Origin of the sequence: Pseudohongiella acticola (assembly GCF_001758195.1) — a bacterium.
Lineage (GTDB): Bacteria > Pseudomonadota > Gammaproteobacteria > Pseudomonadales > Pseudohongiellaceae > Pseudohongiella > Pseudohongiella acticola.
In genome coordinates this window covers 1882594-1895464 of record NZ_MASR01000001.1, presented here as the reverse complement: position 1 = coordinate 1895464, position 12871 = coordinate 1882594, and the positions used below count along the sequence as shown (strand labels likewise).

Genomic DNA, 12871 nt, shown 5'->3' with positions numbered 1-12871 from the left:
CGCACCCTTTAACCCTGAACTCAACCATGCCGATCGCAGCGATGCTGCGATGCGGATTCCTGCGCCCCGGATTTGGTGATAGCAACTACCGCAGTTGAAAATTAACGAAGGAAAAAACCAATGAAATTACACTTAGTTTTACTTGTTTTGTTAGCTGTCCTGCCAGGCCTGACCGTGCAGGCACAGGAACCAGAAAAACAACAAGGTGTCGCACGTGATGCGGTGCTGGTCTACAACCCGGATTTCTTTGCCGCCTCCAGCCCCGCGACGGCGGAAGACATGGTCGAGCGCCTGCCAGGCTTTCAGCTCGACAACGGTGATAATGTCCGTGGTTTTGCTGGCGCCGGCGGTAATGTGTTGATCGATGGCGCACGGCCGGCGTCCAAAACTGACAATGTCTCATCTGTGCTCGGTCGCATTCAGGCGGGTCGGGTATCACATGTTGAACTGATACGTGGCGGCGCGCCGGGCATCGACATGCAGGGTCACAGTGTTGTCGCCAATGTGATACTCAGCGATGAAGCGACACGGCAGCAATCCCTGTTGGCGCGCACTTACTTCTTTGAAGGAGGTCCCACTCTTCCGAGCGGGCGCTACGAGTTCAGCAGCAGCGACAGCGGCACAAACTGGGGGTTTAATATCGGCCGCAGCCTTTCCATCAACGATTCAACCGGAACCGGCACGTTGGTGCGGCGCGATGGTAGCGGCCAGGTCACGGATATCGAGCAACGGGAAAACAAGTTTGACGGTGGTGGTTGGAGTGGTCGTGCGGACTGGGCCGCGCCCGTGGCAGCAGGCCGGCTGGAAATTACCGGCGGCGCCAGCATCAATGACTTTGAAGAGTGGACGCAGTATGTCGCACCGACGTCACAGCGCCACTTTGATTTTGCCCAGGAAAACCGCGATGCCGACCTGGGGGTCAGGGCCGAGCAGAATCTGTCGGAGACCATGACGCTGGAAGCTCGCTTGATTCAGAATCAACGCCGTATTGAAAGCGTCAGTTCTGCGTTGATGGGCACAACCTTGCAACGGTTTAACACCGAGCGTGAAACCGGAGAGTCCATTGTGCGCAGTGTGTTGCGTTGGCAGCCCACTGACCGGATGAAAGTGGAGAGCAGTGCTGAACTGGCTTACAACGTGCTGGATACCGAGCAAAGTTTTACTGTTGATGGTCAGAACGTACCCCTTCCGCAGTCCACCACGAAAGTTAACGAACTGCGTACCGAGATAGCCGCCATTGCCACCTGGCAACGCAGCGACTCACTGACGCTGGAGGCGGGTGCTCGCCTTGAGCGGTCAAGGATCCGGCAGATCGGCACTGCCTCCGCCGAGCGCAGCTTTTTTTACCCGAAGCCACGCCTGGCAATGACCTGGGATTTTATTGAAAACCATCAGCTGCGTTTACGCCTGGAGCGCGAACTGGGGCAGTTAAATTTTAATGATTTTGCCGCCTCGTCGTCACTGACCAACAATGAAGTGCTGGGCGGTAACCTGGATCTGCGTCCGGAACAGCGCTGGGTATCCGAGGCCGTACTTGAGCGTCGTTTAAGCGCCGATGCCGTGCTGTCACTGACACTCCGCCATGACGAGATAAGTCATGTGGTCGACGTGTTGCCGCTGGAAGACGGTCTGACGGCAATTGGTAATATTGGCGATGGGTCACTGGACCGGGTAGAGCTTGACCTGCGACTGCCGTTGGACCGTATCGGGCTAAGCGGGGGCCGCCTGACGCTGAATGCACGGTATGACCATGCCCGGGTAAACGACCCGACCACCGGGCGCGAGCGTCAGATATCGGATGTCAGGCCATTCACCGGATCGGCAAATTTCGAACAGGATCTGCCCACCTGGAATCTGGTGTGGGGTCTGGACTACACCCCGTATTTTCGTGAAACAACATTTAATCCGGATCAGCGACGCGACGTAGAATTGCGTCACTACCTGACCGCGTTTGGCGAATACACGTTCAGTGACAGCTTTACTGCTCGAGTGGAATATACGGTATGGGATGATTTCCGCATCAACCGGCAAAGCTGGTCAGATCGAGTAATGCAGACCATTGCCTTCTCCGAACAGGAACGGGTGAATCCGCGTAACTTCATACAAATGCGGCTGCGCAAAACCTTCTGAGCAATAACCAGGGTGGCGGCCGGCGGTGCGTAGACAGCCTGCCGGATGCGGTGTACGCTTCAGGTCTTGCCGATGACCGGCTTGACCTGGAGGAAGCGCCACGTGAGCGTATTCAAGCGATTGACCATGGCCGCCAGTGCCGTGTTGATGGGGTTTGTTGCCAGCCAGGGCCTGGCCCAGGACCAAGGGTTGGATTGGACCCAGGTTGATGAAGAAGTACTGGAACATTTCCGCACCATGGTGCGCATGGACACCACCGATCCACCCGGGCGTGAAATCGAACTGAGCGACTACCTGGTGTCAGTGCTGCAAAGCGAAGGCATCGAGGTTGATATCCATGCCCTGGAAGAGCATCGGCCCAATGTGGTGGCACGTTTGCGCGGTAACGGCAGCAAACGCCCGCTGTTGCTGATGGCGCATCTGGACACGGTGAATGTAGACCCGGACAAATGGGTGTTTCCGCCGTTCAGTGCCGAACGTGATGGCGGCTGGATCTACGGACGCGGCACCGTCGATGACAAGGACAACGTCGCGGCGGCGCTGATGACCATGCTGCTGCTGAAACGACAGAACGTCGAACTGGACCGCGACGTCATTTTCCTGGCCGAGTCGGGCGAAGAGGGCGCCACCCGCATTGGCATTGAATACATGGTCAACGAACACTTTCACCGGATCGACGCCGAGCATTGTATCGCCGAAGGCGGCAGTGTGGTGCGCCAGGGCGGACGGGTACATTACGCTGGCGTGCAAACTGGCGAGAAGTTGCCACGGGCCATTGAGCTAAGCAGCACCGGTGTCGCCGGTCACGGCTCCGTGCCGCTGCAAAGCAATGCCATTGTGGCGTTGTCGCGAGCCATCACCGCAGCCGCCGACTGGCAACCGCCGGTGCGTTTCAGCGACACCATCAGCACCTACTTCTCTCGCCTGGCAGCAGTTTCCGAGCCTGAGGCGGCGGCCCGTTACCGTGCGCTGCTGAGTCCCGGCACCGCTGACTTCGATCGGGCGCTGTCCTATCTAAAACAGAATGAACCGCGCAATGCGGCAGTATTGTTCAGCACCATTTCGCCCACCATTGTCGACGGTGGTTATCGCGTCAATGTGATCCCCTCCGATGCCACGGCAACGCTTGATGTACGTCTGCTCCCGCAGGAAGACCCGGAAGCATTTCTGGTGGCACTGCGAGACGTCGTTAATGATGCCAGCGTTAACGTCAACTGGGCAGCGCGTGATGTGCGACCTGGTGCCTCAAGCCGACTGGACACGGAGGCTTTCCGGGTCATTGAGGAAGTCATGCAGGCGCACTATGACACTACCGTGATCCCCACCATGAGTACCGGTGCTACCGACATGGCCTACCTGCGGGCGCGCGGCATCCAGTGTTATGGCGTTGGGCCGGCCATCGATGCCGAGGACGGCCCGCTTGGGTTTGGCGCGCACAGTGATCAGGAGCGCATTATCGAAGAAGAGTTTTACCGCTTTGTTCGTGCGCACTACGAAATAGTGCAACGACTGGCGGCTGCGCAATAAGCCGTCAACCAGAAAGCTGAGTTGGCAGCGTTTTTGTCATTTTAACGTGTGGGATGGTGACCTCGACGAAGGGGTCACCTTCCACCTGGTAGCCAAGTCTGGTGTAAAAGCCGATGGCAGTGTCTCTGGCGTGCATATGCAGATGGCAGATTCCCTGACGGGCCAGTAAGCTTTCGACCCGCGTGATCAGCTCCCGCCCCAGCCCGGCCCCCTGCATATTTTCATTAACCGCCATCTGCCGCAGTTTGGCGTGACCCTCTGTCATCGGCACAACGCTGATGCAGGCGGCCAGGTCATTGGACTCGGTAATCAGGGCGAAATGCCGGTGCCCGACTTCGGCGGTACGTTCCCGAATATCCAGCGTCAGGCCCAGCGGTGTGCGCAGCACCGCCTGGCGCAGCAGCCAGCAGCGCTCGTAAGCTTCCGATGCAAATGCCATTTCAATCAGGGTCATGCGTTGAGCTTATCGACAAGCCAGGATTTTATCAATCGTGTAAAAAACTAGGGGTCAGGTGCTCGCTGTGCTAGTCTCGAAGAAAATGCCTACACAAAAACAATGAAGGTGGCTTTATGACAAGCGGGCGAGATATTACGACCATCACTACGCTGAAAGCGTTTGTGTTCAGTGCAGCCGCAATGGTGCTCTCCACATGGGGCGGCCAGACCCTGGCGCAAGACCTGGAGCCTGTTGGCCCCATGCCTTACGACATTCCCGTTGACTGGATTGAGCCTTTTGCTCGCCAGGGCTACTCCTGGGGTGGTAATTCAGGTGTCCACGTAGAATCCAAAGATCGCATCATCGTGCTGCAGCGAGGGGAGACCGAGCTGCCGGATCCGATTCCGCCCGAGTACACCAATTTCCCCGGTTCCATGGGCTGGAACGTGATTCAGGGGCAGGGACGTACCTGGCAGAACGTCATGTATGTGATCAACAGCGAAGGCGATGTGCTGGAGGTCTGGGATCACTGGGATTACCTGTTTGCCGGTACCGATGGCCCGGGCCCTCACCGTCTGCGAGTCAGTCCCTACGACCCGGAGCGTCGCATCTGGGTAGTGGATGAAACCAATCACGTCATTTATGTGTTTTCGCAGGACGGGCAGGAGTTGCTGATGACACTGGGCGAAAAAGGCGTGTCCGGTGACGATGAAAACCATTTTGGCTTACCGCAGGACGTAGCTTTTCTGCCCGATGGCACCGTGCTGGTGGCCGATGGCCTGGAAAACGCGCGTGTGGTCATTCTGGGGCCGGAGGGTGACTACCTGTCCGAGTTCGGCAGCCGTGGCGGCGAGCCTGGCCAGTTTGCCAGTGTGCATGGCTTGGCCATGGGGCCGGAGCACGATGTGTATGTTGTCGATCGCAACAATATGAATATTCAGGTGTTCCGCCAGACCAATCGCGACAGCAATGATCCCTATCCGCGCTACGAATTAAAAATGCGGGTGACCGGGCCCAATTTTCCGCTGGATATTATTGTCAGTGAAGATTATTTCTGGGTGACGGACATTCGGCCGCCCAAGATCATGCAGTTCGATCTGCAGGGTAACCATGTCTATACCTGGCTGCTCCCGGGTGAAGGCCCCACTGCCTGGCTGGAAATGCATTCCTTCTCGGTGGATGCTGATGGCAACGTCTACGGCACCGACAATCAGTACGCCCGGCCGCAGAAGCTGGTGCCCCGCGAAGGTGCCGACCCAAGGCATTTGATTCAGCCTCAGTACGTGCCCCGCTGACCTGGCTCATGTGAACTGCCCGTGGTGTGCAGCCGTCAGGCCAGTTTTTGCTGGCCTTTGGCGGCGTACATGGCCTGGTCGGCATATTTCAGCAGACTCAGTTCGTCTTCACCGTCATACGGGTAGACCGCAATACCCACGCTGGGTCTGACCGGCAGTTCTGTGTTGTTGATAACAAAAGGTTTCTCAAAGGCTGAGATCAGCTTGTCAGCCACTTCCTGAGCACTGCTGCGTTCGTTAATGCGTTCGATCAGAATGACAAACTCATCGCCGCCCAGTCGTGCAGCGGTATCGGACTCGCGCACGGTCTGACTGAGGCGGTGGGCCACTCGCTGCAGTAACTGGTCGCCGGCGGCATGCCCCAGCGTATCGTTGACATATTTAAAACCGTTCAGGTCGATAAAAAGCAGGGCAAAAGAGGTCTGTTGACGACGAGCGCGAGCCAGCGAAGTTTGAATGCGGTCGGACAACAGCTCGCGATTGGGCAGGCCAGTCAGCGGATCGTACTGTGCCGCGTAGCGCAGCCTGTCCAGTAACGCGCGGCGAGAGAGCGCTTCCGATACCTGTTTGGCCAGCAATTGCCAGTGGTCCTGGTCCTGCTGGCTCAAACTGTCTTCGTCGTAAAAGCCCGGGATATCCAGTGTGTTGATGATGCTGTGTACCTGATTCCGCAGTTCGCTCAGGTCGACGGCGGTATGTGAGGCTTCCGAGATGGCGTACAGTGCAACCTGGACCGCTTCGTTGCGTCGACGCTGAGAGATGTCCCGGGCGACCCCGATGCGGAGTTTTTCACCAGGCAGCCAGCGTGCCGTCCACATGATGTGAACGGTGGTGCCATCCTTGCGGATGTAGCGATTTTCCACCTGGCGAATCTCACCGGCCGTCATTACTTGTTCGGCGGTTTTTTTGGTATACGCGATGTCTTCAGGATGAACAAAATCGAAGATAAGGCGACCAATCATTTCGTCAGGCCGATAACCAAAAACCTGTTCGCTGGCCGCCGAGACAAAAACGAAACGACCGTCAGGGTCGACGACGCAGACGGCATCCAGCAGCAGGTCAAGAAAAGCGACCGGGGGAGTATACGATGGCGTGGGCATGTTCACAGCCCGAAGGCTGCAGGGACCGATCTTAAGTCCAGACCCCAGATCACCGGAACCAGAAAGTAGACAGCCAGCACGATCAGGAGTGCTGCGATCACGTTCATGGCAAAACCTGTTTTGACCATTTCCAGAATGGTCAGTTTATTGGTGGCGAAGATGATGGCGTTGGGCGGGGTGCCAACCGGCAACATGAAGGCACAATTGGCCGCCATCGCACAGGGAATCATCAGCGCAAACGGGTGGATCTCCAGCGCCAGCGCCAGCGCCGCCACAACGGGAATGATCATGGTGGCGGTGGCCGTGTTGGAAGTGATTTCAGTCAGGAACAGAATCAGAAATGTTGCACTGGCAATGATGACGATCAAATGGAAGCTGTCCAGCACGGTCAACTGGGTGCCCATCCATTCGGACAGACCGGTGCCACGGAAGCCGGCTGCAATTGCCAGTCCGCCGCCAAACAGCAGTAAAATACCCCAGGGGATATTAACCGAGTCCTGCCAGTCCAGGATTCGTGCTGGTTTTGCCGGTGACGTTGGAATGACAAACAGCAGTACTGCCGCCAGCACGGCAATCATGCCATCGGTGATTTCCGGCAACAGGTCGCTCCAGATAAATCCGCGAGTAATCCACATGAAGGCGGCAAAGGTGAACACCGTTGCCACTGCTTTTTCTTCAAAAGAAATACGGCCAAGCGCTACACGCTCCTGCTGGATGAGGGCTTTGCCGCCGGGTAGGCCCTTGATGCTCATCCTGAAGGCTATCCGGCCCAGATAGAGCCAGGCAATGGCAAGCAGGATCACCACAACCGGCACGCCAACCAGCATCCAACTGGCAAAAGTAATATCGATATCAAACAGTTCCCGCGCCTGCGCCGCCAGAATAATATTGGGTGGTGTGCCGATAAGCGTGCCAAGACCGCCAACGGTGCCGGCGTAACCCACGCCAAAAATCAGCGCTTTTTCGAAAATCGGGATGTCACCGGCTTCGGGTTTGCCTTTTAATGAGCTGGCTACCTGGGCGGTGATCGCCAGCGCCATCGGCACCATCATCATCACCGAGGCGGTATTGGAAACCCACATTGACAAAAACGCAGTGGCGATCATGAAACCCAGCAGGATGCGCTGCGTGCTGGTGCCGACAAAGGCAATGATGGCCAGGGCAATACGTTTGTGCAGGTTCCATTTCTCCATTGCCGTGGCGATAAAAAAGCCGCCGAGAAACAGAAAAATAATATCGTTGCCGTAGGCTGACGTAACGGTACCGGCGTCCAGTGCACCGGTGACTGGCAACAGCACAATGGGCAGCAACGATGTGGCCGGAATCGGAACCGCTTCGGTGATCCACCAGGCCGCTACCCACAACGTTGTTGCCAATACCGCGCGTGCCTCGAAACTGAGGCCTTCGGGGGCAAAAAACAGAAGAGTAAGCGCAAACAGCAGTGGCCCCAATACAAGTCCGATGGTCTGTGCTTTGGAGTAGGAGGACGATGGCGTAGCGTCTTGCGTGTGCATGTTATTATTGGATCCTTGTGGGTCTGAAGCCCTTTTTGTTCGCGTCAATCGCGGCAACCCTGCAAGAATAGCGCACTAATGCTGAGGCGTCATCACCAGACAACAGTGCAGACGCCCGTTTAGCTTTACACTGTTAACCTAAACCACAAATTTGCGGACCAGTTGGGTCATTTTCGCAGAGGTTTCGTCAAGCGTATTGGCTGTCTGTGTTGAATGCTGCGCGGATCGTCGGGAAGCCTGAACCAGATCTACAACATTGATGACATTTTTATTGATCTCTTCGGTCGCGTACGTTTGCTCCTCCGCCGCCGTGGCAATTTGCGTAATCATGTCCTTGATGTGCGTAATGGCTTGCGACACCTCGGTCAGTGATTTGCCAGAGGCGTGCGCCAGATCGACAGTGCTCAGCGTTCTTTCCTGGCCCTTGCGCATTGCCGATGATGCCTGTGCGGCGCCGCTCTGAACTGTCTCAATCATGCGCTGGATCTCCGCTGTGGAGTCCTGTGTTCGGCTGGCCAGCGCGCGGACTTCGTCTGCGACCACGGCAAAGCCACGACCCTGTTCTCCGGCCCGCGCCGCTTCAATCGCTGCGTTCAGCGCCAGCAGGTTGGTCTGTTCCGCGATGCCTTTGATCACGTCAAGCACAGTGCCAATTGCCGCGGTGTCTTCCTCCAGGCGGGCCATTGCATTCGAGACGTGATCAACTTCGCCAGACAGCTCATTCATGGCCGCAATGGTGCGATCCATGATCGCCATGCCTTCGCCAGATGCCTTGCTGACCTGCTCGGCGGACGCGGCAACATTGTTGGCGTTGCCGGCGACTTCCTGCACAGTCTGTGTCATTTCAGTAATAGCCGCGGCAACCTGGTCGGTGCATACTTCTGTGTCGCCCGTGTGTCGGGAGATTTCGCTGGCAGACTGGTTGATATCAGCGGATGCAGTGTTGAGTTCGTCGCTGGTCGACTGTACTGAGCCGATGATGCCAGCGATCTGTGATTGCATGAATGCCAGATCGCGGGTGAGGTTACCCAGTTCATCCTTGCGTGAACTGGCGAGTGACTGGCTGAAGTTGCCTTCTGACAACTTGTGTATCATATCCATGATTTGCTGCAGCGGCCGAATAAAGCCGCGTTTGATGGTCTGCCATGTGGCCAGCAAAATTATCAGGGCAACACAGAGTACCGCGACGAGTGCAAGGCCGGCCACCTGCTGACTGCTGCGTGACAATTCAGTGGCAATGGTTTCATTCTGTGTGCTAATGGTGTCGGCAGCTTGTTGTAGCAACGCAGTAGGTTCGCGGTCAATGCCGGACACGGCTTCATCGCCGGCGCTATGGTTCATGCCGGTGGCGTTAAAGGCATTCAGACCATTCTGGTATTGCGCCAGCAGTTGCTGGTGACTGCGCTGAAATGACTGCACCGAATTGCGGGCGGCGCCAGGTGCCATGGCATTCACCAGTGACAGGGCGCGTGACTGAATTTCTTCATGCAGATTGGTGAAGCGGCCCCAGTATTCATCGCGGCGGTTGCGGTCCTGTCCGCGCAACAGAACATTCTTCCATTCCTGGACCTGGATTTTGAAGTTAAGGTTGAGATTGTGGATGTCGCGTTCCTGTTGAACCTGGGTGTCGATCAGGTCACGGTACTCTGTGACTTTGCCGGTCAGGGACCAGATAGCGGCGATACTGACGACCAACAACAAGGCGATGCCGCCAACGATAACCGACATCAGCCGGGTTTGAATACTGTTCATGATATGGAGTACCGATAGGGTCTGGAAAAATAGGTAGATTCAGACTCTGTATCGGCAGTCGGCGACGCTTGTTGAGGGTTCAGTGTCTGATCAGTGCGGCGGGCGCGGGATCAGCCGTGCCGTTCTGTTTTTATATGCCTGATATGTGGGGTCGTCGCCCCAGCGTTTTTCGGCGCGTGCCTCCAGCATGGGTATGCCACTGACGCGAGTGATCAACAGGGTAATGAACACCGGTGATATCAGCGCCACCAGTTGCCAGCCGCTCAGTGCCGGCACGGCGATGATGGCGATGCCGATCCACAACATGATTTCACCAAAATAGTTCGGGTGCCGGCTCCATGCCCACAGGCCGCTGCTGATAAAGCCGCCGGTATTGACCGGATCAGCGCGGAATGCACGTTTCTGGGCGTCTGCCACTACCTCAATGATAAAACCCGTCAGCCAGATGGCGAGACCCAGAAGCGCAAAGATGCCAATATCGACGCGGCCAGTGTTAGTAATGGCTGCCAGTGCGGCTGCGCTGCTGACAAATACCCAGACCGCCTGCAATGTCCAGGTCAGCAGAAAGCGCACAAAATCTGGCTTGATGGCGTCAAAGCGGCCATCGCGCCCGTCTTTGCGCACGCGCAGGAACAGAAAGCCTCCCAGTCGCGTGGCCCAGATGCAGACCAGCACCGCCAGGATTGCCGCGCGCCAATCCTGCGGCGGCGACAGTGCCAGCGCAAGCAGAATCACCATGACAAAGGTAAGGCTGCCGGTCAGGTCAAAATAGTGTTCGGTCTGAGCCAGATAGGAGGGTAAAAAAATCAGCCAGTTCAGGGCAAAAGCCATGACGGCGCAGAGGGCAAACACCGGAATATCGACGCCACTGGCATTGATGCGGGCACTGCCGTCGCTGCCAGCGATGGCAATCAGCGCGGCAAATACGATTGCCAGGATGATGAATATCAGCAGTTTGCTGTTGCTGGCCGGGGCGGTGGTACTTTTATTTTCGGATCCTGTCATGATCTCTCCAGTGAAGTAGGAGGCTGTCCGTCTGGTGTGGTTGATACGGACGGACAATCAAAACAGTTCTATTTCCTGCCGTTGTTTGTCTCAGGTGGCGCTTTCCAGCTCGGCCCAGCGTTCAAACAGCGCATCCAGCGTTTCCTGTAAGGCGGCCATTTGTTGCAGGGTGGCCTGGACGTCGGCGGCCGGCTTGTCATAAAAGCCGGGGTCCTCCATCTGGCCGGTGATGTCGGCAATGGCGGTTTCGGTTTTTTCGATCTGCTGAGTGACCTGTTCCAGTTCGCGCTGTTGTTTAAAGGACAGTTTTTTGGTCGCTGTCGCTTTTTTGGGTGCAGGAGCGGGCGCTGGCGCAGATGGAGCTGCTTCGGCGGGTTCCGCAACTTTCTGTGCTGCCGCTTTGGCTTCCGATGGCGCGTCTTCAAACGACATCATTTTGCCGCCCTGATCCAGCCAGTCCTGATAACCGCCGACATATTCTTTGACGACGCCAGGTGCTTCAAACACGATGCAGTTGGTGATGACGTTGTCCAGGAATTTCCGATCGTGGCTCACGACCAGCAACGTGCCGGTGAATTCCAGCAGCAGCTCTTCCAGTAGTTCGAGAGTCTCCATGTCCAGATCGTTGGTGGGCTCATCGAGTACGATCAGGTTGGCAGGTTTGCTGAACAATTTGGCCAGAATCAAGCGGTTCTGTTCACCGCCGGACAGCGATTTGACCGGTTGCCGGGTGCGCTTGGGCGGGAACAGAAAGTCCTGCAGGTAGCTGATGACGTGTCGGTTCTTGCCATTGATTTCGATGAACTCACGGCCTTCAGCGAGGTTGTCAATCACCGTCGCTTCCGGGTCAAGCTTATTGCGTAACTGATCGAAGTAAAGAATTTCCAGGTTGGTGCCCAGTTTTACGTCGCCAGCGTCCGGCTGGGTTTCGCCCAGCAGAATGCGCAGCAGGGTGGTTTTGCCGCTGCCGTTGGCGCCGATAAAACCAACACGGTCGCCGCGCAGGATCTTGGTGGAGAAGTTCTTAAGTATGGGTTTGTCATAACCGTGGCTGAGCTTGTTCGCTTCCACCACAATTTTGCCGGAGCTGGCGCCCTGTTCCAGTCCGAATTTTGCCTTGCCGGTCTGTTCCCGGCGCTGGCTGCGTTCCTTGCGCATGGCCTCGAGCGCCCGCACGCGGCCTTCGTTGCGGGTGCGGCGGGCCTTGACGCCTTGCCGAATCCAGCGTTCTTCGTCGGCCAGCTTTTTGTCAAACTCGGCATTGGCTTTGTCTTCGGCTTCCAGTTGTTGATCGCGGAAAGTCAGGAAGCTTTCATAGCCATAATCCCAGCTGCGGACATGGCCGCGATCCAGCTCAATAATACGGTTACTGATTTGCTGCAAAAAGTGTCGATCGTGCGTGATCACCAGTATGGCGCCGCGAAAATCCTTGATTGCCTTCTCCAGCCATTCAATCGTGGGAATATCCAGATGGTTGGTGGGCTCGTCCAGCATCAACAGATCCGGATCGCTGATCAGGGCCCGTCCCAATGCGGCGCGACGGCGGCTGCCGCCCGACAGGGTTTTCATGCGGGCGTCAGCGGGCAGATTAAGAATATCCAGCATGCCTTCAATCTTGTGCTCAAAGGCCCAGCCGTCGCGCTCTTCAATCTGCTTCTGCAGCGACGCCAGTTCGTGCATGTTCTTCTCGTCGCCCCAATCCAGATCTTCATCGTGGGTCAGCGCGTGATAGCGGGCCAGCACGATGCCCAGGCCTTCCAGGCCATTGGCGATATAATCGTAGATGGTCTGTTCATCCTGCGCGGGCAGGCTCTGATCAAGATAGGCAACCTTGATGCTTTCGGCTCGCCACAGCTCGCCGCTGTCCGCCACAATCTGTCCCATCAACACCTTCATGAAGGTGGACTTGCCGGCACCGTTCTGCCCCAGGATACCGATACGCTCACCTTTGTGAATGGTCAGGTTGACCTGGTCCAGCAGGGGCTGGTCGCCAAAGGCGAGAGAGAGGTTGTTGAGTCGGAACAGCAGCATAACAATGACAATCCTGAATGCGCCGCGCGCGGACGTGTGCGGCTTGTATTTGAGGCGCTGCAGTATAAACTTATCGGGCTG

The 12871-nt window shown here is 56.7% G+C and carries 9 protein-coding genes; 3 read left to right on the top strand and 6 right to left on the bottom strand.

Annotation, left to right across the window (positions count from 1 at the left end):
• Positions 1-120 precede the first annotated feature (120 nt).
• On the top strand, positions 121-2130 hold the full coding sequence (locus PHACT_RS07925; protein ID WP_070116685.1) for a TonB-dependent receptor plug domain-containing protein: 2010 nt from the start codon (positions 121-123) through the stop codon (positions 2128-2130).
• 102 nt (positions 2131-2232) lie between these two features.
• A complete protein-coding gene (locus PHACT_RS07920) occupies positions 2233-3657 on the top strand; it encodes a M20/M25/M40 family metallo-hydrolase (protein ID WP_245730638.1) in 1425 nt (474 codons plus the stop codon).
• A 4-nt stretch (positions 3658-3661) separates the two neighbouring features.
• On the opposite strand, the gene PHACT_RS07915 is transcribed toward PHACT_RS07920, so the two are convergent.
• Positions 3662-4111 carry a GNAT family N-acetyltransferase gene (locus tag PHACT_RS07915; protein ID WP_070116684.1) on the bottom strand — a complete coding sequence of 150 codons (450 nt, stop codon included), beginning with the start codon at positions 4109-4111 and terminating at the stop codon, positions 3662-3664.
• 116 nt (positions 4112-4227) lie between these two features.
• Between PHACT_RS07915 and PHACT_RS07910 the strand changes: the two genes are divergently transcribed.
• Positions 4228-5388, top strand: coding sequence for an NHL repeat-containing protein (locus tag PHACT_RS07910; protein ID WP_070116683.1), 1161 nt, complete (start codon positions 4228-4230; stop codon positions 5386-5388).
• A gap of 35 nt (positions 5389-5423) precedes the next feature.
• Here the strand turns inward: PHACT_RS07910 and PHACT_RS07905 are convergent, their stop codons facing one another.
• The 5 genes from PHACT_RS07905 to PHACT_RS07885 all read right to left on the bottom strand — a co-directional run bounded on the left by PHACT_RS07905 (position 5424) and on the right by PHACT_RS07885 (position 12790).
• On the bottom strand, positions 5424-6488 hold the full coding sequence (locus PHACT_RS07905; RefSeq protein ID WP_070116682.1) for a GGDEF domain-containing protein: 1065 nt from the start codon (positions 6486-6488) through the stop codon (positions 5424-5426).
• A 2-nt stretch (positions 6489-6490) separates the two neighbouring features.
• Positions 6491-8002, bottom strand: a complete 1512-nt coding sequence (locus PHACT_RS07900) for an SLC13 family permease (protein WP_083264438.1) — start codon at positions 8000-8002, stop codon at positions 6491-6493.
• A gap of 138 nt (positions 8003-8140) precedes the next feature.
• Positions 8141-9754, bottom strand: coding sequence for a methyl-accepting chemotaxis protein (locus PHACT_RS07895; protein WP_070116680.1), 1614 nt, complete (start codon positions 9752-9754; stop codon positions 8141-8143).
• Positions 9755-9844: 90 nt separating this feature from the next.
• Positions 9845-10759: a DUF1295 domain-containing protein gene (locus PHACT_RS07890; protein ID WP_070116679.1), complete on the bottom strand. Its 915-nt coding sequence runs from the start codon at positions 10757-10759 to the stop codon at positions 9845-9847.
• A gap of 90 nt (positions 10760-10849) precedes the next feature.
• Entirely contained in the window at positions 10850-12790 is a 1941-nt protein-coding gene (locus tag PHACT_RS07885; protein WP_070116678.1) for an ATP-binding cassette domain-containing protein, read from the bottom strand.
• Between the last annotated feature and the right edge of the window lie 81 nt (positions 12791-12871).